At 47.4% G+C, this 25,658-nt stretch carries 25 protein-coding genes; 16 read left to right on the top strand and 9 right to left on the bottom strand.

All coding sequences use genetic code 11. From position 1 onward, the window contains the following. Positions 1 to 200: 200 nt before the first annotated feature. Positions 201 to 392 carry a CsbD family protein gene (locus QUF18_RS15840; RefSeq protein WP_289388239.1) on the bottom strand — a complete coding sequence of 64 codons (192 nt, stop codon included), beginning with the start codon at positions 390 to 392 and terminating at the stop codon, positions 201 to 203. A gap of 159 nt (positions 393 to 551) precedes the next feature. Between QUF18_RS15840 and QUF18_RS15835 the strand changes: the two genes are divergently transcribed. After that, positions 552 to 1,681, top strand: a protein-coding gene (locus tag QUF18_RS15835) for an IS3 family transposase (protein WP_289388238.1) whose coding sequence is annotated in 2 segments (ribosomal slippage) — positions 552 to 798 and positions 798 to 1,681 — 1,131 coding nt in all. Because the reading frame shifts where the segments join, the coding sequence is not laid out codon by codon here. A 382-nt stretch (positions 1,682 to 2,063) separates the two neighbouring features. On the opposite strand, the gene QUF18_RS15830 is transcribed toward QUF18_RS15835, so the two are convergent. From QUF18_RS15830 to QUF18_RS15805, 6 genes are all read right to left on the bottom strand, one after another. Further along, on the bottom strand, positions 2,064 to 2,336 hold the full coding sequence (locus tag QUF18_RS15830; protein ID WP_289388237.1) for a transglutaminase-like domain-containing protein: 273 nt from the start codon (positions 2,334 to 2,336) through the stop codon (positions 2,064 to 2,066). A gap of 545 nt (positions 2,337 to 2,881) precedes the next feature. Then, positions 2,882 to 3,295 (bottom strand): response regulator, encoded by a 414-nt coding sequence (locus QUF18_RS15825; protein ID WP_289388236.1) that lies wholly within the window; start codon positions 3,293 to 3,295, stop codon positions 2,882 to 2,884. Between the two features lie 86 nt (positions 3,296 to 3,381). Continuing rightward, positions 3,382 to 4,440 (bottom strand): response regulator, encoded by a 1,059-nt coding sequence (locus QUF18_RS15820; RefSeq protein WP_289388235.1) that lies wholly within the window; start codon positions 4,438 to 4,440, stop codon positions 3,382 to 3,384. A gap of 8 nt (positions 4,441 to 4,448) precedes the next feature. Continuing rightward, positions 4,449 to 5,015 (bottom strand): chemotaxis protein CheB, encoded by a 567-nt coding sequence (locus QUF18_RS15815; protein ID WP_289388234.1) that lies wholly within the window; start codon positions 5,013 to 5,015, stop codon positions 4,449 to 4,451. Further along, a complete protein-coding gene (locus QUF18_RS15810) occupies positions 5,012 to 5,851 on the bottom strand; it encodes a CheR family methyltransferase (protein WP_289388233.1) in 840 nt (279 codons plus the stop codon). The genes QUF18_RS15815 and QUF18_RS15810 overlap by 4 nt, the downstream gene beginning before the upstream one ends. Then, complete coding sequence (locus tag QUF18_RS15805) at positions 5,848 to 9,279, bottom strand: response regulator (RefSeq protein WP_289388232.1); 3,432 nt, start codon at positions 9,277 to 9,279, stop codon at positions 5,848 to 5,850. The genes QUF18_RS15810 and QUF18_RS15805 overlap by 4 nt, the downstream gene beginning before the upstream one ends. A 671-nt stretch (positions 9,280 to 9,950) precedes the next feature. Here QUF18_RS15805 and QUF18_RS15800 point away from each other — a divergent pair. From QUF18_RS15800 to ku (QUF18_RS15760), 9 genes are all read left to right on the top strand, one after another. Further along, positions 9,951 to 10,511, top strand: coding sequence for a type 1 glutamine amidotransferase domain-containing protein (locus tag QUF18_RS15800; RefSeq protein ID WP_289388231.1), 561 nt, complete (start codon positions 9,951 to 9,953; stop codon positions 10,509 to 10,511). A 70-nt stretch (positions 10,512 to 10,581) separates the two neighbouring features. Beyond that, positions 10,582 to 11,022, top strand: coding sequence for a PPC domain-containing DNA-binding protein (locus QUF18_RS15795; RefSeq protein ID WP_289388229.1), 441 nt, complete (start codon positions 10,582 to 10,584; stop codon positions 11,020 to 11,022). A gap of 57 nt (positions 11,023 to 11,079) precedes the next feature. Then, positions 11,080 to 11,937, top strand: coding sequence for a TIGR02587 family membrane protein (locus QUF18_RS15790; RefSeq protein WP_289388228.1), 858 nt, complete (start codon positions 11,080 to 11,082; stop codon positions 11,935 to 11,937). A 7-nt stretch (positions 11,938 to 11,944) separates the two neighbouring features. Next, positions 11,945 to 12,352, top strand: a complete 408-nt coding sequence (locus tag QUF18_RS15785) for a TIGR02588 family protein (RefSeq protein ID WP_289388226.1) — start codon at positions 11,945 to 11,947, stop codon at positions 12,350 to 12,352. Positions 12,353 to 12,374: 22 nt separating this feature from the next. Continuing rightward, complete coding sequence (locus QUF18_RS15780) at positions 12,375 to 13,601, top strand: NAD(P)/FAD-dependent oxidoreductase (RefSeq protein ID WP_289388225.1); 1,227 nt, start codon at positions 12,375 to 12,377, stop codon at positions 13,599 to 13,601. A gap of 135 nt (positions 13,602 to 13,736) precedes the next feature. Continuing rightward, positions 13,737 to 14,630 (top strand): SDR family oxidoreductase, encoded by an 894-nt coding sequence (locus QUF18_RS15775; RefSeq protein ID WP_289388298.1) that lies wholly within the window; start codon positions 13,737 to 13,739, stop codon positions 14,628 to 14,630. A gap of 30 nt (positions 14,631 to 14,660) precedes the next feature. Next, the gene (locus QUF18_RS15770; RefSeq protein WP_289388297.1) at positions 14,661 to 14,912 is read left to right on the top strand and encodes a hypothetical protein; all 252 of its coding nucleotides are present in this window, start codon (positions 14,661 to 14,663) and stop codon (positions 14,910 to 14,912) included. 66 nt (positions 14,913 to 14,978) lie between these two features. Next, complete coding sequence (gene ku / locus QUF18_RS15765; RefSeq protein ID WP_289388224.1) at positions 14,979 to 15,866, top strand: non-homologous end joining protein Ku; 888 nt, start codon at positions 14,979 to 14,981, stop codon at positions 15,864 to 15,866. A gap of 12 nt (positions 15,867 to 15,878) precedes the next feature. Continuing rightward, positions 15,879 to 16,688 (top strand): non-homologous end joining protein Ku, encoded by an 810-nt coding sequence (gene ku / locus QUF18_RS15760; RefSeq protein ID WP_289388223.1) that lies wholly within the window; start codon positions 15,879 to 15,881, stop codon positions 16,686 to 16,688. 17 nt (positions 16,689 to 16,705) lie between these two features. On the opposite strand, the gene ligD is transcribed toward ku (QUF18_RS15760), so the two are convergent. Continuing rightward, positions 16,706 to 19,387: a DNA ligase D gene (gene ligD / locus QUF18_RS15755; protein ID WP_289388222.1), complete on the bottom strand. Its 2,682-nt coding sequence runs from the start codon at positions 19,385 to 19,387 to the stop codon at positions 16,706 to 16,708. Between the two features lie 1,251 nt (positions 19,388 to 20,638). On the opposite strand from ligD, the gene QUF18_RS15750 reads away from it, so the two are divergent. From QUF18_RS15750 to QUF18_RS15725, 6 genes are all read left to right on the top strand, one after another. Next, entirely contained in the window at positions 20,639 to 21,136 is a 498-nt protein-coding gene (locus QUF18_RS15750) for a YciE/YciF ferroxidase family protein (RefSeq protein WP_289388221.1), read from the top strand. A gap of 656 nt (positions 21,137 to 21,792) precedes the next feature. Continuing rightward, positions 21,793 to 22,107, top strand: a complete 315-nt coding sequence (locus QUF18_RS15745; protein WP_289388220.1) for a PepSY domain-containing protein — start codon at positions 21,793 to 21,795, stop codon at positions 22,105 to 22,107. A 37-nt stretch (positions 22,108 to 22,144) separates the two neighbouring features. After that, entirely contained in the window at positions 22,145 to 22,723 is a 579-nt protein-coding gene (locus QUF18_RS15740; protein ID WP_289388219.1) for a general stress protein, read from the top strand. Positions 22,724 to 23,183: 460 nt separating this feature from the next. Further along, on the top strand, positions 23,184 to 23,384 hold the full coding sequence (locus QUF18_RS15735; protein WP_094509166.1) for a type II toxin-antitoxin system VapB family antitoxin: 201 nt from the start codon (positions 23,184 to 23,186) through the stop codon (positions 23,382 to 23,384). Further along, a complete protein-coding gene (locus QUF18_RS15730) occupies positions 23,381 to 23,758 on the top strand; it encodes a type II toxin-antitoxin system VapC family toxin (RefSeq protein WP_289388218.1) in 378 nt (125 codons plus the stop codon). The genes QUF18_RS15735 and QUF18_RS15730 overlap by 4 nt, the downstream gene beginning before the upstream one ends. A gap of 246 nt (positions 23,759 to 24,004) precedes the next feature. Beyond that, positions 24,005 to 24,169, top strand: a complete 165-nt coding sequence (locus QUF18_RS15725; RefSeq protein WP_289388216.1) for a hypothetical protein — start codon at positions 24,005 to 24,007, stop codon at positions 24,167 to 24,169. On the opposite strand, the gene QUF18_RS15720 is transcribed toward QUF18_RS15725, so the two are convergent. Continuing rightward, entirely contained in the window at positions 24,138 to 25,463 is a 1,326-nt protein-coding gene (locus QUF18_RS15720; protein ID WP_289388214.1) for a putative bifunctional diguanylate cyclase/phosphodiesterase, read from the bottom strand. The genes QUF18_RS15725 and QUF18_RS15720 overlap by 32 nt on opposite strands. Between the last annotated feature and the right edge of the window lie 195 nt (positions 25,464 to 25,658).

Raw genomic sequence — 25,658 nt, 5'->3', positions numbered from 1 at the left:
CTTATTCCGCAAATTGTTAGGTAGAGCTGGCATTTAAAATAGCAAAGTATTTGAAAAGAGTGTTGGCGACGAAAATATTGACTGGGCTTTAATTTGTACAACTGCCGCTCTTCGACAAAGTAAACCAGATATCGGGTTCACCACGATGCACAAAAAGCTTACTGCTTAAAGCAGTAAGCTTTTCCACGGGGCACAATCGATTAGGCTTTATCGATAACGCTCTTTACGGCATCTTTTGCCTTACCCTTGGCCTGCTGTGCATCGCCCTTGGCTTCCTGAGCCAGCCCTTTGGCTTGCATCTCTTTGTTATCAATGGCTTTGCCAATTGACTGCTTAGCCTTACCAGCGATTTCGTTAGCCTTGCCGGATACCTTATCTGAGGTACTGCTCATTTTAAATATCTCCCTAAACTACTATTTTGTACTCTATTATAAGAACGATAATCACTAAAATTTGTTCCAAGGGAGTTTTGATTTTCAAGGTACAGTGGACTTGCATCGGTTTCGTTCCGGTCTTTTTGAGAGCAATAGTTGTCATCAAGGAGACCCTATATGTCGTTAAAACATAGTGATGAGTTCAAGCGTGATGCGGTTCGCATTGCGCTCACTAGTGGCTTGACGCGCCGTCAAGTTGCATCGGATTTAAGTATTGGTCTTTCGACACTTGGGAAATGGATCGCAAGTATTTCCGATGAGGCTAAGGTTCCGGCACACGATGCTGATTTTCTGCGTGAGAATGAGCGTTTGCGTAAAGAGAACCGCATACTTCGCGAGGAGAGGGAAATTTTAAAAAAGGCTGCAATATTCTTCGCGGCTCAAAAGCCGTGAGATTTCAGTTTATTACGGATTACCGTGGTTTCCTCTCACGTTCACGCATATGCCTTTTGATGGGTGTAACAGATCGCGGCTTACGCGCTTGGAAACGCCGTCCTCCATCACTACGCCAGCGCCGTGATCTTATTCTTCTGGCGCATATACGCGAGCAGCATCGGCTGTGTCTGGGAAGTTATGGCAGGCCACGTATGACAGAAGAATTGAAAGCGCTGGGCCTGCAGGTCGGACAGCGTCGGGTCGGGCGTTTGATGCGTCAAAATAACATTACTGTTGTTCGAACGCGCAAATTCAAACGTACAACTGATAGTAATCATACCTTCAACATCACACCAAACCTATTGAAGCAAGACTTTAGCACGAGCGCAACCAACCAGAAATGGGCAGGCGATATCACTTATGTTTGGACCAGAGAAGGATGGGTCTATCTTGCAGTTATCCTTGATCTGTATTCACGCCGAGTGATTGGATGGGCAATCAGTGATCGATTAAAGCAGGATCTCGCACTGAGGGCACTTAATATGGCGTTGGCTTTACGCAAACCACCCCCGGGTTGTATTCAACACACAGACCGCGGAAGCCAATACTGCGCCCATGACTATCAGAAGCTTTTACGTCAGCACAAACTGGTGCCATCAATGAGCGGGAAAGGTAATTGCTTCGATAATTCTGCAGTAGAAAGTTTCTTTAAATCATTAAAGGCAGAGCTGGTTTGGCGCAGGCGCTGGCAAACCAGGCGTGATGTTGAGGTTGCAATCTTCGAATATATAAACGGTTTTTATAATCCACGCCGAAGACATTCAACGCTCGGCTGGAAATCACCTGTGGCCTTCGAGAAAAAAGCCGCATAACATGAGCACATGACCGGAAAACAACCGGTGCAAGTCCACAGTACTCTGAAATCAGCGTCGAGATCCGGAGGGCATTATTAATAGAATAGAACCCAACCTAGCATAACGCCCTATCATGAATTGATAGACTAAGAAGCAGGAAGAAAAAGATGATAAGCACCAAAAGCCTTGGAAAATCTATTCGATGTTTCAACAATGCGTTTGAGGATAAATGTCACATTTTTAAATAAGAGCATTACTAAATTGACTCACGCCTAAAATTATACGGGGATCGCCCAGCTGGCCCAAAGGGCGCAGTTGTTAAACGCAATGGGCGGGTGTGATTGCTGATATTTGTATTGAGGCCTTTGTATTCTTCGGTCCATACTTCAAACCTGTTAAGCTAATGCGACCCAAAGGTTGAAAATAGCGGAATGTCGCTGTCGTCTCTGCCACGCGCCACGAGAATCCGCCCTATCCTTGGCTGGTTATGACGGGCATCAACAGTAAACCACCTTCCATCGAGGTAAACTTCAACCCAAGCATTGTAGTCCATTGGTGATGGATCAGCGGGAACTCCAATAGCGCCCATAAAACCGTTTGCATAGCGCAGGGGCATATTGAGTTCACGACAGAGCGTAATAGCCAAGTGCGCGAAATCTCTGCACCCACCCACTCGCTCATTTTAGGTCTCAAGTGGGGTTCGCGTTTAACAGGCGGATCCATATGAGAATTTCAAATGTGAGTTTACAAAATCGCAGATGGCGCGAACCTTGTCAGCTCCCGATTTATAATGATCGAAATGGGTCCAAAGCTATTTGGGACATTCTATCAGTTTCACAATATCTGCTATCGAGCAAATAAGTGAGGCACTCAGAAGGTTTATTCACCGGATTTAATTGATCCGCATTATTTTCAAACACATCTGGGAGACAGGCATTCTTAATAATTGTAACGTAATTGAGTACGGTTTCCCCCGATCTTCAGGTATGTCAGTACAATTCACTTTGAAAGATGGACACGTTACACGTACCAAAGTCGTGTTGCGAATTTAACCAGACAATATTGGCTTTATGATTAGGGTAAACTTTCAAAAAAGTATAGAGGAGATGTACCTTCCACGGTAATTTCGCTCGCTTATTCAGTTCAAGGCAGTGTTGATCTGAAAAGTGAGCAAGAAGGGTTATATTCACGCTCCGAGCGTTTTCTTTAAGGATTAAATTAAATAACCATTTTTTTTAGTAGCTCAGGTCTCTTACTGTCAGGCAGAATAACTTGAAGATGATTATAGATCACGTGCGCACAGAATGGCTTTCTTACAAAAATCGCTCCATCAGGTACATCATTGTCTTCTGACACCATCATCCCGGAAGCAATTAAAATTCTTATGTGAGGCCAATGTTTTGAACAATGACGCGCGAGATCAAAGCCAGTCTGCTCACTTGGCGGCATTTGTACGTCTGTGAACAAAAGATCGAATTTTTCTGCATCGTCATTCAGCAATTTTAATGCTTCTTCGACATTACTGGCTTCTATGATGCGAAAACCTGCTGTTTCTAGAATATCTATGGCATCCATACGAATTATTACGTCATCTTCAGCCACCAGGGCATAGGGAATGCTATTGTCAGTCATTAAATTTCCTTAAAATGCTTTTCAAACTGACAACACGCATCAAGCTAAAACGATCCCTCGCCAACTGACTATTTTTAAATTTAATTTTAAAGATGGGCATTAAGTTGGGCTGATGGAACTTTAAGAACCAAAGACAATCCATCTGGACACCAATCACGAGAGATCTTCCCATTCAAACCTTGCACAGTGGCCTTTTCAAGCGTGGCCCCAAATCCTTGACGCTCAGGTTGTTTGGATAGCATTTTAACGCCTATCTCTCTCCAATGAAGGTGAAGGAGTTCTGCTTCCAGATTAATCTCAATCGCCAGTTGGCCTTCTGGTGAAGAAAGCGCGCCATACTTTGCAGAGTTCGTGGTCAACTCGTGCAACAAAAGAGCCAGGGACGTCAGTGCCTTACCGGAAAGGACTGCATCGGTTCCGGTAATTGTAACAGCCGACTTTTGTTCGCTAATGTGCGGTGCGAGGATGGCTTCAATAAGCGCCACCACGGATGTGGATCTCTCGTTGGCTTCATTCGTTCCGGGTATAGGAAGGGTGAGTTCGTGCGCGCGCGCAAGGGCTTGCATGCGAGACCGCAAGTTGGTGACAAGGTCATCTATGTTGTCTGTGGATCGAGCGCTGAGTGATATCAAGCCAGATGTCAAGCCAAACAAGTTTTTAATGCGGTGATTGATTTCCTGAAGAAGAATGTCTTTTTCCTGCGCTGATTGGCGCAAGGCCGCAGCCTGAACAGCGAGTTCGTCGCGTTGAAAAGCAAGCTGTTGACGCTGCCGAAATAATTCATAAAAAACATCGGCCTTGCTGCGCAAGATATCGGGTTCGATAGGTTTCTGTATGAAGTCTACTGCTCCTGCTTCATAACCCTGAAAGCGTCGCTGTCCACTACCACCAGCCGTTACGAAAATAATTGGAACGTGACGGGTGCGCTCGTTTCCGCGCATTAGTTCTGCGAGCTGAAAACCGTCAAGCCCAGGCATGTGAACATCGACAAGAGCAAGAGCAATATCGTGTTGAAGAAGGAGTTCAAGTGCCTGATCACCAGAATTGGCTTTCAGTATCCTCAAACCCTCCCTACGAAGCAACGCCTCCAATGCGATAAGATTTTCCTCAAGATCGTCAACGAGAAGAAACGAAATGGGTTCCATGTGTTGACCTAAACCTCTCTCAAATATTGCGCTATCGCTTTAAGCGATAAAATTTTGGCATCCGGACAAGACGTGATAGCAGCTTCTGGCATCGTCGGTACGAAAGCGCTTTGGGGGTCCTGAACAAGTGCTTTACCACCTGCCGCCGTTATAGATTGTAAACCCTTGGCACCGTCTTCATTGCCCCCTGTTAGCACGATGCCCAGAAGTGTGGATCCGAAGATATCGGACGCGCTTTCAAAAAGAACGTCGATAGATGGGCGCGAATAGAGAACTGGCGCATCTTGGGAAAGCGACAGTGTATGATCCCTTTCAACAAGCATATGATAATCAGGTGGCGCGAAATAAATTGTGCCAGAACACAGTGGCTGCTTATCTTCTGCCTCTTCCACTAACAGATTGCATTTGTGCCGAAAAAGACCGGCCATCAAGCTGCGCTTGTCTGGCGGAAGATGCACCACAACCATTACAGGCAATTGGAAACTGATAGGGAGAGAGGGCAGGATTGCCGACAATGCATCAAAGGCTCCCGCCGACGCACCGATGACTACGGCCTGCGTTTTGGAGACCGTCATGACGAAACCTTCTGATAAATTTTATCCTCACGCACAAAATCAGCGAATGTGTCCGCGTAACGAGAAAAGCGTACGCTTTCTTTTGCCCCCAATCCAAGAAATCCACGATGGGCTAAGGAACTTTTGAACAAGCCCAGTACGTGATTTTTCAGGTCGTGATCAAAATAGATGAGCACGTTGCGGCATGAAATCAGGTGCATCTCTCCAAAAACAGCATCGGTAGCGAGGCTGTGATCCGAGAACACAACGTTTCGACGCAGTGACCTATCAAACGAAACCCTACCATATGCAGCTTGATAATAGTCAGATAGCGATGTCAAACCGCCTGATTGCTGGTGATTGGAAGTGAACGACTGCACGCGATCAATCGGATAGACACCGGCCTCGGCCGCTTGGAGTGCCTCCGGATTAATATCGGTGGCGTAAAAGAGCGTTCGCTCCTCCAAACCCTCTTCACGAAAAAGAATGACCATGGAGTAAAGCTCCTCGCCACTCGAGCATCCAGCAATCCAAACCTTGAGTGAGGGATAAGTTCGCAAATGCGGCACAACATGCTCGCGAATGGCTCGAAAATAGCTTGGATCACGGAACATATCGCTGACTTGAACTGTGAGGTAGCGCAGCAAATGCGGAAGCATATTTGCATCATGCAACACACTTTCCTGCATCGCAGAAAAACTGGCAAAGCCCATCTGTTCGCGTGCCTGCCGAAGCCGACGCTTGATCGAACTAAGCGAATAGCTTCGGAAGTCATAATGGTATCGAAGGTACAGTGCCTCCAGCAACAACCGGATCTCAATTTCTTCAGCGGAGCCGTGCTCAAATGGCCCTGTCATTTCGGCATCCAGACCCGAACAAGTGACAAGAGTTTATCAACATCCAGCGGCTTCGCCATGTAGTCATTTGCGCCGGCTTCAATACAGCGTTGCTGATCATCAGGCATCGCTTTGGCCGTCAGCGTTACAATTGGCAGTTTCTTCCAGGTTGGATTTCGACGAATTTCCTTTGTAGCTGTCAATCCATCCATGACAGGCATCATCACATCCATCAATACAAGATCAATACGTGCCTCGGCATTTTCGAGCGACCGATTGAGTACTTCGATAGCCTCCTGGCCGTTGCGGGCAATAATGACCTGGGCACCACGCGGCTCCAATATATTCGTGAGTGCGTAAACGTTACGGATGTCATCCTCAACGACGAGAATACGACGCCCCTCAAGCATCGCATCGCGATGACGCGCTTTGCGGATCATCTGTTGCTGTTCTGCAGGCAATTCAGAAATGATCTGATGCAGGAAAAGACTGACTTCGTCGAGCAGTCGCTCGGGGGACTTTGCACCTTTAATGATAATTGACTTGGAATACCGCCGGAGTTTCTGCTCACTTTCGCTGGAAAGTTCTCTTCCAGTATAAACAATCACCGGTGGAAATGCGTAGGCAGTTTCATTGCTAAGTGTTTCAAGCAGTGAGAAGCCTGATTCATCGGGCAAAGAAAGATCCAGCACCATGCAATCGAAAGTCTGCTCTCGCAGCAGATCGAGGCATTCGGCCACATTGCCGGCAGTTGTAGTCTCAACATCGCTTGAACTTAAAAGTTTTGCAACCGCTTCACGCTGCCGCTCATCATCTTCAACGATGAGAACCTTATGTACACGTTTGGTTATTCGATTTTGCAACTGGCTCAGAACATTAACAAGCTCCTCACGACTGACTGGTTTGTTAAGATAACCAACAGCGCCAAGCGCGTAAGCGGTTCTGGTATGATCGCCAGCAGAAATGACATGGATTGGGATATGACGGGTGCGCACGTCGTTTTTTAACCGATCGAGAACTGATAAACCGGACTCGTCGGGCAGGCCAACATCCAACACGATAGCATTTGGCGAAAACTCACGCGCTAAGCGTACGGCCTCCTCTGCTGTGCGGGCCACAACAGAATGAAATCCCATCTCACGAGACAGATCGCGCACAATTGCGGCGAATGTGTCATCATCTTCGATAACCAGAAGAACACGCTTGTCATCAGTGAGCGCATCACGATCGTCTTCCAAATGATAAGGTTGTGGCAAGATCTTGGATGTAACTGGCATGTTCGTGGGCGTTTCTCCCGCCGCAACAATCTGCGTGAGGGGCAATGCGCTGTTCCCGCCAGGCTCATATTGCAGCGGCAAAGTGACGGTGAAATTGCTGCCTTCTCCGAGGGTGCTTTCCACCCTGATTGCGCCACCCAACAATCTGGCAAGCTGCCTTGAGATAGACAGACCAAGTCCAGTGCCGCCAAATCGTCGGCTGATAGTGCTGTCTGCCTGATGAAATGCTTCGAAGATACTTTTGAGCTGGTCTGAAGATATCCCAATGCCACTATCTTTTACGGAAAAGCTGATTTGTTGCCCTTCCTGTAGTCGGATTGACAGCGTAACTTGTCCCCGTTCGGTGAATTTGAGGGCATTGGCGAGAAGATTTTTAAGTATTTGCTCCAGTCGCTGAGGGTCTGTGACTAACGATTTCGGCAGACGATCATCAATGTCGATAACAAGCTTAAGGTCTTTTTCATCTGCCAATGGCTGAAACAGCTGCTTCAGACCCGTCGAAAGACGTGCAAGAGGCGTGACTTCCGGATGAATTTCAACGTGCCCGGCCTCGATTTTTGATAAATCAAGAATGTCGTTGATAAGATGGAGAAGATCATTGCCTGAAGACTGAATGGTTCGCGCATATTTGACCTGCTCTTGGGTCAAGTTATCGTCGGGATTGTCCGCAAGAAGCTTAGCAAGGATCAACGACGAATTGAGCGGTGTGCGCAGCTCGTGCGACATGTTCGCCAAAAAATCAGATTTATACTGGCTGGAGCGTTCCAGTTCTTCGGCTTTCGTTTGCACCGACGCGTGGGCACGTTCCAGATCACTCCGCTGTAGTTCGAGTTGATTTGCCTGCTCTTCGAGTTGGCTGTTAGTTTGCTCAAGTTCAGCTTGTTGTTGTTCGAGCCGCGACTGCGATTCTTTCAAGACCCGGCTTTGCTCTTCGAGTTCCTCATTGGAAACACGGAGCTCTTCGCCCTGAGCCTGCAACTCTTCAGACTGTTGCTGTGTTTCCTCGAGCAAATTCTGCAACTCATCACGATATGCTGCAGCTTGAACGCTCTCCGCGATTGTTTCAGCAGCCCTTTTCAACAGCGTCATTACATTTTCGTCTACTCGTTCCAGAAAACCAAGTTCTACTACTGAGTTGACCGTGCCATTTAAGGCCGCTGGAATGATGACGAGATGACGTGGTTTGTCCCTGCCAAGAGCTGATCCAAAGGCCAGATATCCGTCTGGAACATCGTTGAGAACAATTAAATCCCCTTTTGCCGCCGCTTGCCCTAACAATCCTTGGCGTGTAGCAAAAGCTTCAGGCACACTATTCGTGTCTGGTACGCCCAAAACAGCGCCCAGTCGATATTGGCCACCACTGCCGCTGAAAAAAGCCCCCGCCACAGCGCCCGTATATTGCGTCAGATAGTCGAGGATATTTTTACCCAGATCATCAATGCGCTGATCGCCGATCGTTGCTGATGCGAGGCCAATTTCACCAGTCTGCAGCCATTCATCGCGGTATTGACGAAGGGATGCGTTCCGAATGAGGTACCCGACTACCAATGTAAGAATTATACCGAGGACTGCCGCAAGAACCGTACTTATTAGCGCTTGTTGCTGCGCCTTTGCCATTTCTGATAGGCGTTCGCTGCGTACATTGTTCTCGACCTCTGACATAGCGTCAATACCATCGCGAATAGCATCCATTTCGAGCTTACCGCGATCAGAGCGAACCAGAGTGAGCGCGGCATCAAATCCACCGCTTCTCCTGAGCGCAATTGCATCGGCCAATTCCCCGAGCTTAGCGTTGACATGCTGCTTGAGACTATCAAGCCTTTCGCTTTGTGCTAAGTTTTCGCCGGTGCGTTCAGCAACCTTTGCGATTTCATTATCGATCGCGCTGCGTGCGGTCTGGTAAGGGGCAAGGTAACTGACCTCACCAGTTAAAAGATATCCTCTCTGGCCCGTTTCTGCATCCTGCAGCTTTGATAAAAGGCTTTGCAGGGAGACAATAGCCTGATGGGTCTGAACAATTTTCTGGTTTGCTTCGCGGATACCTTGAAAATTGAAATAGGTCAGAACGCCGCTTATCGCAAAAAACAATAAAGCGGCAGCGAGGCCCATTGCCACACCGAAATCAAGGCCTAAAAGCCTTCCTGACCGGATGAAACGGTGGCTTGTTTTCATGGCTGTCTCGCGGCGATGTTGCAGTTGCACTGACTGAAATAACAGCCATGATGCTTTGAAAGCCTTGAAAAACTTATCGCATACTGAGGCGCTTGAGCGCAACACAACAGCATGATTCGTACCCCGCTCATTAATAAGGTCAAATCAATAGCTTAAAGCTATAAACACGTCAGTGCACTAGTAGACATATATTTTTGTAACACGCAATATTTTGCCATTTCATAGTGCTTCAGAGGTATTGAAATACCAGCCTAAAGAGTGTTCAGCCAGCGATGGCTTAGCAAACGTTGAGATAACTTCAACCCGAATTGGTGCTTGTTTAAAATCTCTGAGCTTTCGAACTATTTGCTTAATAAATCAAACTCAGCTCCGCCGCCCCTATTTAAAAAAGTTTAATAAGACGGACTGGCACAATCTACGGAACAATCCCTCTTTGCTTACGTTGGTTTAACAGGAGCCGCGCTGTGTCAAACGGACTCGACGGTGCTGAAGAACATCAGGATTTTTCCGTTTTCCCTTGATGGCCAACGAAACGGCAGACGAGCTTCTTACCCGTCCGGTGCGCGCTCCGCCCGCTAGAAATTCTCAATAGATACAAATGCTAAGATGTCTAATTTTTCTGCAATTCAAGGACATCGATCAAATACCGAGAAATTGGAAAGGACTAAAATATGACAGCTATAAAAAATGCAAAAATCATTATTCTGGCAACTGACGGTTATGAACGTTCAGAGCTCCGTGTTCCTTATGAAGAATTGCAGCGCCGTGGTGCAAACGTAAAAATCGCATCCATTCAAAGCGGTGCGATCAAGAGTTGGGACAACTCCAATTGGGGTGATTCAGTCAATGTCGATCTTTTGGCAGAGAATGTTAATGTTGAAGACTTTGATGCGCTTGTGCTGCCTGGTGGTCAGATTAATCCTGATAAACTGCGAACGGATGAAAACGCCATGCGTGTTGTGCACGAATTTACCCAATCTGGTAAAATCGTTGCCGCGATATGCCATGCGCCCTGGTTGTTGATAGAAGCAGATGCGATCAGAGGACGAAATGTAACTTCCTACGGCTCAATTAAGACAGATGTGCGAAATGCCGGTGGCGTGTGGTCGGACGAAAAGGTTGTAGTCGATCAAGGTATTATCACATCCCGTTCGCCGGACGATCTTGATGCATTTGTGAACAAGATCGTCGAAGAAATCGAAGAAGGGCGTCATCTGCGCCGCGTTAGCTGACAAATTGCATATCTTCTCTGGTAACTTACTTGGTTGGTAGCCCTCTACTGGAGAGAAAGGGATTAATATTATGCAAAGCAAACTGTTATTAAACGACGATGAACGTGTTTTTATGCTTATCGTTGACCCCGGTGAAGAAGCTTTCGGAACCATTAGAGACTTCTCAATCAAACAAGATATTACTGCAGCTTCAGTTACAGCCATCGGCGCGTTCGAGACTGCCATGCTAGCCTTCTTCGATCTGACATCAAAATCTTATGTAAATATCCCTGTCGACGCTCAAAGCGAGGTTTTGAGCCTTATAGGCGATATCACGCTGGATGAGAAGGGAAAACCAAATCCACATTTGCATGCCGTTTTGGGTCTGGCAGACGGCCACACGCGGGGCGGGCATTTTGTCAAAGGTTATGTAAGGCCAACACTCGAAGTGATCATAAGAGAGACAAATCAACAGTTGCGACGTCGCTATCATCCAGAGTTTGGTATCGCACTTATCGATACGTCGAGCTGAGCCGGGAACCAGTGTCTGAGACAAGCGTTAATGCTGACATGGAGCTGGAGGCTTTTCATGGTGGTAATTGCAGCAGGCAGACCTGGGGACCATAAAGCCAGTCACTTTATTATTGGCATCTCGCGAGGAATTGCAGGAGCACTTCTTTTCGCTCTGCCGATGTTGATGACTATGGAAATGTGGTTCCTTGGCCAATACGTAAATAGAACGCGTCTGCTGGTACTTTGCATTCTCAATTTGCCTTTGCTTTGGGTGCTCGCTAGGCGGATAGGTTTTGAAAAGACCACCACTTGGCATGAAGCATTGCGTGATGCCGTATTAGCTTATGGGCTGGGTATCGCCGTAAGTGCAGCCATTTTGCTTATTCTGGGCGTTATTGACGACCAGTTGACCATCAGCATAATGGTGGCCAAAATTGCTTTGCAGTCTGTGCCAGCCAGTATCGGCGCACTGCTGGGACGCAGTCAGCTTGGATTGCGTTCGGAAGAAAGGGACAAACAAGACGGTGAATACGAAGGCGAAACCGGATATCTTCATGAGCTTTTCATGATGTTTGTTGGGGCGCTGTTTCTCAGTCTTAACGTCGCCCCAACTGATGAGATGATCCTAATTGCGTATAAGATCACTCCGTTTCATACCGCGTGTATCGCCCTTCTTTCCGTCGTGCTCATCCACGGTTTTGTTTACGCGCTCCATTTTAAGGGCTCTCATAGCCTCTCAGAGGGAATGCGGTGGTGGCAACCCTTCATCCGTTTCACGATGCCTGGATATGTCATTGCCATTATGGTCAGCATTTATACCTTGTGGACTTTTGAACGCCTCGATCACACATCCCTCTCTCAAATACTTACTGCGGCCGTCATTCTCGGATTGCCGGCCTCCATCGGCGCTGCCGCCGCACGTCTCATATTGTGATTGACCGATGACAAAATCCACAGGCAATAAACATACCGAAACCGCTCAACCTCATTGGTTAGAATGGGTGGTAGGCGGAATTTGCACTTTGTTGGTCACTGCCCTTTTCGTATGGATTGGCTGGGACATTTATCGATATGAAGTTCAAGAGCCTGAGTTCGACATATCGATCATGTCGATAAACTCTATGAACAAAGTTTACCGCGTAACGTTCGATCTCCGTAACACTTCTCTTTCAACAGCCGCCCATGTGCATGTTCGGGGAGACATTTCCTCATCCAGCAGCACTGAAAGCTCTGACATAACGTTCGATTACGTCGCGTCTGAATCCCAGGAGACCGGGATCTTGTTTTTTAAAACCAATCCATCGTCCGGCACACTTACTATCCATGTGGTCGGCTACAAAGAGCCATAATAGCTGCACATGAAAGAGCGTCATGACAGAACAAAAACTTACGAAGACTCGTGATCTGCGAGATTCTCGTCCCCTATGGATCGATAGCCCTCGTATAACTGTACGAAGCAAAAGCTCCATTGGCATGGATCACTACGATATTGTGATCGTCGGCGCGGGTATTAGCGGGGCGCTCGTTGCGCAAGCTCTCGTCAAGCCCGGCACGTCCGTGCTCATCATTGATAAACGCTCTCCTGTTCATGGCAGTAGTATTGCCAGCACGGCAATGATCCAGCACGAAATTGATGTGCCCTTACATAAGCTTCAAACAATGATCGGAGAAGAACAGGCAAACAGGGCTTGGTTGCGTTCTGCAAAAGCTGTGCTGAAACTGGAAGATATTGTTCGATCGCTTGAAATTTCCTGCTCCATGCAACGCAAACAGGCACTCTATGTTGCAGGTGATGAAATGGGAGCTCGCGTCCTTAAAAATGAGATGGAAGCGCGGGTAAAAGCTGGGATTGGCGCGAAGTTCATTGATAAGGCTGGTATGAAAAAGCTCTACGAAATTGAGAGTAGTGGCGCCATTTTGAGTGACATATCCGCATCCGCCAACCCCGGACAGTTGACCGCGGGACTGCTGCGTCACGCTGCCAAGCTTGGGGCTGAAATCGTGAGCGGAGTAGAAATCACTGACATAAAGTCCTTCAAAGAGAACGTGGTTCTTGGAACTGCAGCAGGTAAGCTCGTAACCGCTGAACATGTCGTATTCTGTACCGGTTACGAATTTCTGAAGAGCCTTGATAACAAAAAACACGAGATCATTTCAACATGGGCTATAGCAAGTAGAGCTGGCATCGCGCTGCCCAACTGGCTGAATAACCATATCCTGTGGGAAGCATCTGATCCCTATCTTTATCTCAGAACAGATAATAAGGGACGTTTGATTGTTGGCGGTGAAGACGAGAACAGTCCTAGCGCTTATCACTCTCAAGCAAAGCTTCATACAAAAGAAAAGACAATCCAGCAAAAAGTCAGCAAACTGCTGGGTGTTGATATCGGACCCGTAGAATACCGATGGGCTGCCGCTTTCGGCTCAACATCCACAGGGCTGCCGCTGATTGGTCCAGTACCTGATATGCAGAATGTCTACTGTGTGATGGGATTTGGCGGTAACGGCATTACTTTCAGTCAGATTGCTGCGGAGATGGTCTCCAGCGCAATTAATGGAGCTCGAGACCCCGACGCGGAGTTATTTGCGCTAAAATGACAGCTTATGCTTAAAATCCCCTCAAATTGTGGAACGACGTGAGAAGGCGGACGTTACCTTTATAAGCATTTAATTACTCGCATCCGACGTGCAATTCGAGCGAGCCTTTAATTCGCAATATGGAGGACAATTATGATGAGGGACCGCCTTACAAAACAGGATCCACGCATTCAGTATCCGGCTCCACCCTTTGATGCGCAACCACAATCGATGCCGGGACTGGTTGAAAACATGTTTCCAGCCCCAGATCATGGAGAGGAAAGCTATAAAGGCACAGGGAGGCTGGCAGGACGAAAGGCTCTGATCACCGGAGGTGATTCAGGGATAGGTCGTGCAGTGGCAATTGCGTTTGCTCGCGAAGGTGCCGATGTAGCGATTTCGTACCTTGAGGAAGAAGAATCCGATGCGGAAACCGTAATCGATATTATAAATGCAGAAGGTCAGATTGGCGTAGCGCTTCCTGGCGACGTATCAGACGAGGCATGGTGCCGAAATATGGTGGAAATGGCCGTTAGTGATCTTGGTGGCTTGGACATCCTCGTTATCAATGCCGCCAGACAACAATACCGCGAGGATATCAGCGAATTGACGAGCGCTGACTTTGACAAAACAATGAAAACAAATCTCTATGCGCTTCATTGGATTACCCAGGCGGCCACCCCGCACCTTTATGCAGGGGCTTCGGTTATTACTACCGCATCAATCCAGGCATATGACCCTTCACCTATCCTATTGGATTACGCTACGACCAAAGCAGGCATTGTTGCTTACACCAAAGCCCTTTCTAAACAACTCATTGAGAAAGGTGTGCGTGTCAATGCTGTGGCACCCGGCCCCTTCTGGACAGTGCTTCAACCAAGTGGCGGGCAACCCGATGAAAAGGTGCGCCATTTTGGAGAAAACAGTGACTTTGGACGCCCCGGTCAACCTGTTGAGATAGCCCCCATTTACGTCTTGCTCGCTTCGCAGGAGGCAAGCTTCATCAATGGAGAGGTTTACGGTGCAACAGGCGGTCGCGGAATAGGGTAATTGTAGGACAATGGCCATGTCAAAAAGCCCATAAAATCGCAGGGAAAGTCATTTGATGCGCGCGATCGGCTCATCCTTGCCCTTTATGCCCAGCTCCGTGCTGAGCGGGAAACGCGCGAGGCTATGGAGTGGGTCTTGCGAAAGGGCTGTCTTTCTACAGATGTCTTGGAGGCTATGGCGTCCTATCCCATACCGGTCGTCACGGTGGAAGATATCCAGATGATTGATCAATCAGTGAGCAAATTGCGTTCAGCGTCGGAAAAGTTGAGCCCTCACCCATGATCTCTGAGAATTAGTGGCAGTCAATCTCTCGCTTTTATTGCTGGGATGAACAGGAGGAATACCACCATGGTGGCTCCGCGAGTGAACTGGAAAGGTTTCATCAAATTCGGTAAAGTGTCCTGCCCCGTGGCGCTTTACACTGCAGCATCTACTTCAGACAGGATAAGTTTTAACATTCTGAATCGCAAAACCGGAAACCGTGTAAGACGGGAGTTCGTCGATAGCGAAACCGGTGATGTTGTGGATCGCGACGAACAGGTCAAGGGTTATGAGATCGACGATGGTCGCTATGTCGTGTTGGAGCCGGATGAAATATCAGCAGCAGTCCCAGACAGCGACAAGACCCTGATGATTGATACATTCATTCCCTGCTCGCAGGTCGACAATGTTTACTTTGACAAACCCTACTACCTCGCACCCGATAAAAGAGGCATAGAAGCCTTTGTACTTTTACGCGACGGCATGAAAAAGCAAAAGGTTGCAGCGGTTGCGAGAACCGTGCTGTTTCGTCGGCTGCGAACGGTCTTAATCCGTCCGCACAGTGAAGGGTTGATCGCCACAACGCTGAATTTCGATTATGAAGTACGCGCATCCGAAGAAGCCTTCGAGGAACTTCCCGATCTCAAGATCAAAGGTGAGATGCTCGAACTGGCAAAGCATATCATCAGAACGATGACCAGCTCATTTGATATCACCAAGTTTGAAGACCGCTACGACGAGGCGCTGAATGAACTTGTAAAAGCCAAGATGGAAGGCCGGTCGATTCCAAGAAGAAAAACTCCCGCTGCCTCAAAGCCAGCCGATCTTTTAAAGGCGTTACGTGAAAGTGCTGCTATGGATGCGAACAAAACAAAGTCCAAGCGTCCATCCGCCAATGTCAACAGCGGCGAACAAGGGCAAAAGCCTGCCGAAAAACCAAACCGTGACGCTCCGAAGGGCCGCAAGGCAAGCTGATAGGAACTCACCATGGCAATTCGTTCTTACTGGAAAGGGTATCTGAAGCTGTCACTCGTGACCTGCGGAGTTCAAATGGTACCCGCAACATCCGAAAGCGAGCGGGTTCGTTTCCACACGCTAAATCGGCCAACCGGCAATCGTGTCGTTAGCCAATATGTAGATTCAGTGACAGGTAAAACCGTCAAGGAGGAAGACGAGGTCAAAGGCTATTCGCGCGGTGAAGATGACTACGTGATGCTTGAAGATGACGAGTTGGAGAATGTGTCCCTCGACAGTACGAAAACCATTGATATTTCAACCTTCACACTGCGCGACAGCATTGAATGGATTTGGCTCGATACGCCTTATTATCTGTCTCCGAATGAACCGGTCGGCCGGGAGGCATTCTCCGTCATTCGTGATGCGATGGAAGCGCAGAAAATGGTAGGCATATCTCAGCTGGTTATCGCCCGCCGCGAACGCGCTGTGATGCTGGAGCCACGGGGCAGAGGCATAGTGCTCTGGACCCTGCGCTACGGTGACGAAGTTCGTGATGAGAAGAGTTATTTTAAAGTTGTCGGTAAAGAAAAATCTGATGCCGATACGATGCAGTTGGTACAGAAACTAATTAAAAGCCAGACACGGGATTGGGATGCTAGTGTGGTGATTGATCCCGTGCAGGATCGGTTGCTCGATATTATTGAAACTCGGAAAAAAATGCTTAAAAAGCCGGCGAAAAGCAGAACAAAAAAACAGTCCTCCGAACCAGCTGACAATGTGATCAATATCATGGATGCGTTACGCAAATCCCTCGCTGGCCAAAAGCCTCTGCGGAAGTAAATCTTGCCGTTGATACTTCATGCGCAGTTGACATTGGCTAGCCGTTTTATCGCCTCTGCAAGCGGCCGTTGGCTCTGATTATAATCCTGCCACGCAGTTGTGTTTGATAAAAGCCTTGGCACGGTGCGAATAGTGAAACGTTTCGGATCGAGGTCGGGTGTGACCTGCGACCAATTAAGTGGCATGGAGACGGGAGCGCCCGGGCGGCCGCGTGGTGAAAGCGGCGCAACAGCTGTCGCCATGCGGTCATTTCGCAGATAATCGAGGTAAATACGGCCCTGGCGTTGGTTCTTCGCCATCTGGATCAAGTAAAGGTCTGGATTGTCTCGTGCCATCTGCTTACAAATATCGTGAGCAAACATCTTTGCCGCATCCCAGCCTTCGCCCTTTCCTTTGTACCAGGCAAGCGGCGTGACCACATGCAAGCCTTTACCGCCGGTGGTCTTACAAAAGCTCAAAAGACCAAGTTCCTCCAGCCGGTCACGTATCTCTCGCGCCGCGGCAACGATATTTGCAAACGCGACACCAGGACCGGGGTCCAGATCGAAGACCAGACGGCCTGGATTATCGGGTTTGCCCGGGTGGCAATTCCACGGATGAAGCTCTGTACCACCGATCTGAGCGATAGCAGCGAGCCCCTCAATCCGGTCGATCTGCAGATAGGGCTTGCGGTCACCGCTTATGGTGACAAGTTCCAGGAGATTTGAAATGCCTTTCATGGCATGACGCTGAAAAAATTGTTCACTCTCAATGCCATCGGGTGTCCGCAGGATCGAACATGGCCTACCCTTTAGATGTTCTATCATCCAGGGGCCTATGGTCTCGTAATATCGTGCAAGCTCAACCTTGCTAACCGCCTCGCAATCCTCAGTATCGGGCCATAAAGGCTTGTTGGGATGGGAAATCAAAACCCCCATCACCTTGGCCTTACCGCCTTTGGCGGAACGCGCGGGCTGGCGTCTCGCCCTCTCCGGTCCAAGCACATCCGTGTCTTCAGGATCGGCTGGTGTCTCCGCCTCAACCTCCTTCGCAGGTTTGTCTTCGCGCAAGCCCTTGAATGACGCCTGACGTATCTGACCGTCTCCTGTCCATCCGGCGAATTCGATCTCGGCTACCAATTCGGGCTCAAGCCAGACGATATCCTCATGGTTTTTTGGAGGACCTAAGCCCGTAAACGGCGACTTAGATGTTTCCAGCGCTTGCAATTTCGGCAAAATGGCCTGCACCACTTTGGCACTATACCTCGTGCCGACACGACCAACATAGACGAATTGGCCACCGCGATTGACGCCTACCAACAAAGACCGAAACTTGCCATTGGTTTTAGCGTAAGCACCAATTACCACCTCATGACCGGCACGGCATTTGGATTTCGTCCAGGACTGGCTCCTGCCTGAGCGATAGGGCGCATCGGCCTTTTTGGAAACTATCCCCTCAAGTGACAAGCGGCAGGCGGATTTGAGAACGGCATCTCCGCCGGTTTCATAATGCTCAACAAATCGAATACGCGTAGTCTCACCTGCATCTGATAAAAGCGTCTCAAGCCTGTGCTTGCGCTCAAAAAGCGGCAGTTCGCGTATGTCCTCATCGCCTTCAAACAGCATATCAAAGGCAAAAAATACTAAGGCATCTGTTTGCTCTTTTGAAAGACCTGCCTGCAGGATCGCTAAGTCCGGGGTCCCGTGGTCATCAAGCGCGCAAATTTCTCCATCGATAATTGCATCGGGAAGCATGCATGCTGCTCTTTCGATGGCATGGAACTTTATCGTCCAATCGAGGCCTTTTCTCGTCTTCAGGGTAACCGTGCCGTTTTCGACACGCATCTGCACCCGATAGCCATCAAACTTGATTTCATGTAGCCAGCCAGGGGCAGATGGCGGCCGCGCCAAGGTCTTGCACAATTGCGGTGGTATAAATGCAGGAATAACTGATGCGTTACCCGCAATCTGACGACGAACAGAAGCCAATTTTTCGTCCCGCTTTTCAGGGGGAGGCTTAACTCTTCCATCGGTCCTGCGCTCCTCAGGGGCTAAGCCACGACTGCTATCCCAGACAGCATCTGCCTTGACACCGGCACTCTTCGTCATAAATGGCTTTGGTTTTCTGCCTGTGCCAGACGCAATAGCCTCCATCGTTCGTCCAGATGCAACCGACTTAAAGTACTTCTCGAGGACCCCTGCCCCATTCTCCGCCACGGAGAACTCATCTTCCTGTTTGATCAGCAGCCAGTTAATGCGGTTACTACCATTGCGATCATGGCGCATGCGCACCAGCACGAAATTGCCATGTAAGTGGTCACCCTCAAGGGTGAACTTAAGATCGCCCTTCTCAAGGGCTTCTTGAGGTGTTCTAATGCCTTCAGGTTCCCAGTAACCCCGGTCCCATAGCATAACGGTACCACCACCATATTGCTTCTTTGGGATTATTCCTTCGAAGTCGCCGTAATCGAGCGGGTGATCCTCAACTTCGACTGCAAAGCGCTTGTCATGAGGATCAAGTGACGGCCCTTTTGTGACCGCCCAGGATTTGAAAACGCCATCCAGTTCAAGTCGAAGATCATAGTGAAGTCGGGTCGCGTCGTGTTTCTGAATGACGAAACGTCTTAGTTTTGAACGGTTTTTTAACGTTGAATTCTTCGGTTCAGTCGTTAAGCTGAAGTCACGCTTACTTCTGTACAAAGATAGCTTATCTGTTGCCATAGCCGCATACCGCACCTGTAACCAAGATTTCTAGACGCCTGCATCAATGAAAAATCGCATTTCCTAGACGTAACGCATTATAATTCCTAAGAATTTCCGTATTCAATAAGTCTTGATAAAAGAGTTATTTCTCTCATACTCTTCAGGTCTCATCTTTGGATTTCTTAGTTTCTTGTAGCAAATCCGAGTGATCACACCCGAGTAACTCAATCAGTTCTTTCGACTGAAGTGGCGAAAAATCAGGTTTTTCTGTTAAAAACTTAACGTCTTTATCATGCGTCAGAGTGTCCGTCGCACGTGGCGCATCATATTGGGTGTTTGAGTTGCCTGTGCACCGGTAATTGCTGGTACGAGCGCCATTGCGTTGGCAAGAAGAAGGGCAGTGATTTTCATAACAATTCCTCCAATTGTGTTTTCTATAAATATCAACCCTCTTTTAATGCTAAGGTTCCATTGGAAATTGGGAAGGATGCTGTCTGCCAGACAGATACACGCTAAACGTAATTCTATTAGGAGAATAATTTAGTCATTACAGCTCCAGCGCATTGATCTCGGATTTCCATTATTTGTTCATTCGAGACCCACGGCTAAAGAACGCAACCCTATGGCGAACTGGAAGGAAATGCAGTTCGATATAGTGACTGCAAGTTCAGACAGAATCGCTCTCTTACCCGCATATGCGCAAGCGGTTGACTCTAGATTGTCTCAGCGTATGCTTGTTGCATCGTCACCAAACCGAATACGTAGGCGGTGACGGCTGAGGGTTCATATGTGCTCTTGCCTGCTAGGAAGGAGGAGCACTATGGTTCTCCCCAATACTGCATGCGACATCGACCCGTTCAATTTGAGGCAGTTGCTATATAACAAAGCGAGCTTCTACACACCGAACGAGCGTTTAAGACTGAAAATCGTTGAGACGACAATTTCGCTATTAATAGAACACGTCGATCAATTCGAAGTCAAAGGCACGGACAATCTTATTTCAGAGGCCGTTCATCTAATTGGCGTTCAAACAAATAGCAGCTGTGATTAAGCACATATAAGAGGATGCATACAGGTATAGAAAATTCTTTACCTGAGCATCGCATTTTAAAATATCGGGCAATCAAGTTTTTTGTTGCGTGCCCGTCGATATTATATTTGCTTCATAAACGGTTCACCCGCAGACTTCATGGAAGTCGCGGAACTTATGAGTTGCAATTGCATTACTACTAAGCGGGGGTTTTTTTACCAAATTTTAGGGAGAGAATTATGCCAACGTCAAAAGAGAAAACGCTCAACGATCTTTTTTACGATACGCTCAAAGACATCTATTACGCTGAGCGAAAAATTGTAAAAGCGCTACCAAAGATGGCACGCGCAGCATCGTCTCCTGAGCTTAAAACGGCCTTTGAAAAGCATAAAGACCAAACCCAAGAACACATTGAACGCCTACAGCAGGCATTTGAATTGCTGGGTAAACGAGCTCAAGGCAAAACATGTGATGCCATCGAGGGCATTATTGCTGAAGCCGAAGAAATCATCGATGAGTTCAAGGGAACTAAGGCGCTTGATGCTGGCCTCATTTCATCGGCTCAGGCCGTCGAACACTATGAGATTACCCGCTATGGCACCCTCAAGCGGTGGGCTTCAGAGCTTGGGCATAAAGAGATTGCCAAGCTGTTAGATGCCACGCTTCAGGAAGAAGGTCAGACCGACAAGGATCTCACCAAGCTTGCAGAAACAAAAATAAATTTAAAAGCTGCTTAACTCGAATAACCCCGCTTCGGCGGGGTTTTATTCATTGAAGAGAAGAATCAATAAGAAAAAGCCCCCTAGGTCTAATCCTGATTTACATCGTCCGGATAAATCAGCAGACTCAACATCTGTTGAGCCTAGAGATCAAGAGATGCGACCTACACATGAGCAAGGGGTCGCTCCTGTAAGCTAAAAAAAGCAGGTTCCAAACGAGCCATACAAAGATCGATCTGGAGACTAAACTTGTCCAATTAAGTATGAAGAAGTGCGCTAATGAAACGTCTCAAATCAGCGGCTGATTATCACAGCCGGCATCGCGATTGCAAAGACGCTATATAGCCTAGTATTGTAAACATTATTAAACAGTACAATCTAATTGGGCGTTCTGAAGAAGATGCTGATGCAGTTGTTTTGGGAGCGAGTATCTTGGTGTTTGCAACCTGATGAACGAAGCCATCAACGCTGGCTGGGCGCCCACAATAACTGTGCCGGCAATTAAATTAGTATCTGACGAGCTTCAACTCGGATTTGTTGAAAAAGGGCTTAAGAACTAGTTGGCATTAGAAACCCAAATTTTATGCCAACTATGAAAACAACGTGGAACTCAATGGGGTCTAGAACGTTTTCTTATTACTGATACCGTCAGTCCAAAATCTGGGAGAAATATTATGAGAATCATAACGTTAGCCTTAGCTAGCGCGATAGCATTCGCGCCAACTTTTGCCTTTTCGCAGGACACAAAAAGTCCGGAAACGCCGGCAGTTTCAGCACCACAAACTAACAACTCAAGTGCTCCGGTAGCAGGTAAAAATAGCTTCACAGAAGAGCAAGCAAAAGAGCGTTTCGAAGAAGCAGGCTATTCGCAAATAAGCGATCTTAAACTGACAGAAGCTGGGATCTGGGAAGCTACAGCAATGAACGGAGCGAACAAGGTTTCCGTTCAGCTCGACTATCAGGGCAATGTTACAAAACAAGCTATGTAACTTAACCTGAGAAATCATTTAATTAAGGGAGATGAAAATGCGAACCGTTACAGGTCTGTTTGACGTTTATTCATCAGCTAAGGTAGCTGTTTCAGAACTGGAGTCTGCTGGCATTCCATCGGATGACATCAGTATTGTTTCACGTGACGATGAGAAAGAAAGCAATGCTGCTGAAGGTGCTGGCGTTGGTGCAGGTATAGGTGCCGCCGTCGGTGGCGCGGGTGGATTGCTTACTGGTCTTGGTATTATGGCCATTCCAGGTGTCGGACCTGTCGTTGCGGCTGGTTGGTTAGCAGCGACTCTTACTGGTGCAGTTGGAGGTGCCGTAGTTGGTGGTGCAACAGGTGGATTAATCGGCGCGTTCACTGAAGCTGGAGTGCCTGAAGAGGATGCACATCTCTATGCGGAAGGCGTAAGACGTGGCGGCACTGTGGTAACTGCAAAAGTGTCTGAAGATCGCTATGCTGAGGCGGAAGCCATTCTCTCCCGCGCAAATCGTGTCGATCTTGTAGAACGCCGCCGCATATACACTGAGGATGGTTGGCAGCGATTTGATACGGCCGCTGCACCATACACGACTGATGAAGTGCAACGTGAGCGCAGTCGTTATCTATAGGTTTGAATAATTTTAATGCTCGAATCAACGATGGTCAAATGTGGTGACCATCGTTAATCTTAACAATCTTTATATGGTTTCATCTCTCATAATCCCTAAAGCTCCCATTTATTATTGCTTAAGAAAAAACAACTTAACTTTGCATCTTAAAAGATCGAGCACGTGCGAACTCGAACAACGTCTAGCTTCGCTCCATTTGTGGCAAGTGCAGCAAATCGAGAGACGAATTGTGTTTCTGATTTCAAGTCAAGAACATCAGTATCCGCATCAAGCCAGACGTATCAATCCCCTTTGATCCAGAGTAAGTGTCAAGAATACCCAGCGTATCTCGGGCGGTTGTAACCTGTAGAATACTTTTGTTAGAAAATACCCGTCATGATCGTTAGAATAAGTCATCGGAAGCATGTTGATATTAGCATCATTTGGTGCTATTTATGGCGACTTAGCAAGGAGTCAGATTATGCGCTCAACCATCAACCTTGATGACAATCTTTTAGAAAAAGCCAGATTGTTGACCGGCACGAAAGAGACAGCCGCTCTAGTCAGACAAGCGCTAGAGACACTAGTGCGAATGGAAACTGGGAAACGCCTGATTGCCCTTGGAGGCACGATGCCAGACGTTGAAGCAGCTCCTCGCCGTAGGAGCTCAGTGGAGAAGTGATACTGGCAGACACTTCAATTTGGATTGACCACTTCCGCGCCGGCGATAATGAGCTTATCAAGATTATCGGTGATGATCTTTTGCTTTGTCATCCAGCGATTATTGGTGAACTTGCTCTGGGCAGTCTCCGAGACAGGACGAGTGTCTTGGCTTTTTTGAAGGCGCAGCGTGAAGCTCAAGTCGCAACACATGACGAAGTCATGACCATGATTGAAAAGCATTGCATTTTTAGCATGGGTATAGGCTATACTGATGCTCAGCTGCTGGCATCAGTACTCCTTGACCGGCGAACATCACTATGGACCCGAGATAAGCGTTTAAAGGTTGCGGCAGATAAAGCCGGCGCACGCCTTTACGAGCCGCTTCACAGTTAATAAAGAAACAACGCTATCAGTTTCACGGATCGCTTTGAGAAAGAATATTGCTATCAACGAATAAAATCATCTGATTGAAAATCTATAACACTCGGGCGAGAAGTTATTTCGCAATTTTTAAACGCGATGAGGGATCGTGACGCTGCAGTTATATTGACTATCCGTCAGGCTTACACGATGTTCAAACAAATACTTAACCCAAGAACAAGCCTCAGATTCCAATATAGCCAAGGAATTATCTTATCGATGGCTAAAGATTTTGAGAGAAAATCAACAGAACTTGCAAAAAAAACAGGCATCTATTCCGTATCGCATTACAATAGGCAATTTTGGCTTTCTGGCGAACAGGCCTTTGATCAAAACAACGAGTTGATGCGCGTCACATTGGATAAAGCTTCACTCGTTCTATAAAATCTTCAAGACTAATTGGTCGATCGAAGTGATAACCTTGAAAGGCTGTGCAGCCACATGAGAGCATAAACTGAAACTGCTCGTTCGTTTCAATGCCCTCGGCAAGCATTTGCAAATCCAAATCAATTCCCATTTGCGTAATGCTTTTCGCCAACGACTCGCCTCGTTTCCCTTCAGTTATGCCTAAAACAAAACTGCGATCAATTTTGAGCTGATCGAACGGGAGTCGACGTAAGTAACTCAAAGAAGAGTAGCCCGTCCCAAAATCATCCAATGCCAGACCCACGCCTGCACTTTTCAAAACATTCATTTTCTCGACTAAGTCATCAACTTCGGAAACAAACATCCCCTCCGTTAATTCGAGTTTTAAGTTTGAAGGCGCAATCTCTAACAACTTGAGCTTTCTAATGACATTTATCGCAAAATCTGTTTCTAAAAAGTGATCTGGACTAACATTCACTGCCATCGTTAGATGCCTAGTACTTACATCATTGCGCCAATGAGCCAGCGTATTTAAAGCATTGTCTAAAACCCAATTACCTAATTCAGGCATAAATCCAGTACGCTCGGCAACAGGTATAAAGGAATCCGGTCGAATAATTCCTTTTTGTGGATGGTTCCATCGAATAAGTGCCTCCGCTCCAATCAGATTTCCAGATTCATCGACTTGCGGCTGATACAAAAGCTCAAATTGGCCGTTGTTGATCGCTTGGCGAAAATCCCCGATAAATTTCCTGTCTTCGGATAACTCATCCTCAACTAGTGCGAACCCAATACACAAAAGGATCGTTACAAAACACGCATGAACCCAAGACGTAAAAAAGCGAGTTTCGTCTGGAAGCGGACGAGCAAATGTAGAATTAAAGGACGTACTAGAGAATATGATAAATAATGCCAGAGAAGTGACAATCAGAGAAAGCTGTACCTTCCCCCCAACGCGTTGAAAGTTTACATACCCTGCCAATGCGATAAGCAGCAGATACAAGTGAGAAACCCTCGGAATATCTGGACTTGGAATATCAAAAAGCGTCGAAAAAATCACTATAAACGCAATGCAAACCGCTTGAGCTATTATCATCCCCGTTGTGACCGCTCCCCGTCTTACGAGCATCCAACTGAAAATGATACAAGCGCTCAATACCGCTTCCAGTACGACCAGATGCCAGTGCTGAAAAAACGCAAATACTGGTATCCAAATGCCACTTACTAAAACAGCAGCAGGCAAGGCCTGACGACAAGCCAATTGGAGACGTTGAATGCGTGCGTTATAAGAACCGCTAGACGAATTATTCAATTTAATCTTACTTATTTGGCGTGTGGAGATGACTTTCTATACACTTTTGAAATTGCTAAATCAGCATTTAATTACCTATTTACGATTTGAATCACTTGATCAGAGATTTTGACACAATGAGCATTCTATTTTGTCGGTGATTCAAAGAACGGTTTAGCAGACAAAGTGTTCTTGACAATAAGACAGTCAAGAACA

The sequence above is a fragment of the Pseudochrobactrum kiredjianiae genome (assembly GCF_030362795.1).
Lineage (GTDB): Bacteria > Pseudomonadota > Alphaproteobacteria > Rhizobiales > Rhizobiaceae > Pseudochrobactrum > Pseudochrobactrum kiredjianiae.
The sequence above is the reverse complement of the archived record's forward strand: the minus strand, read 5'-3'. Positions and strand labels throughout refer to the sequence as shown.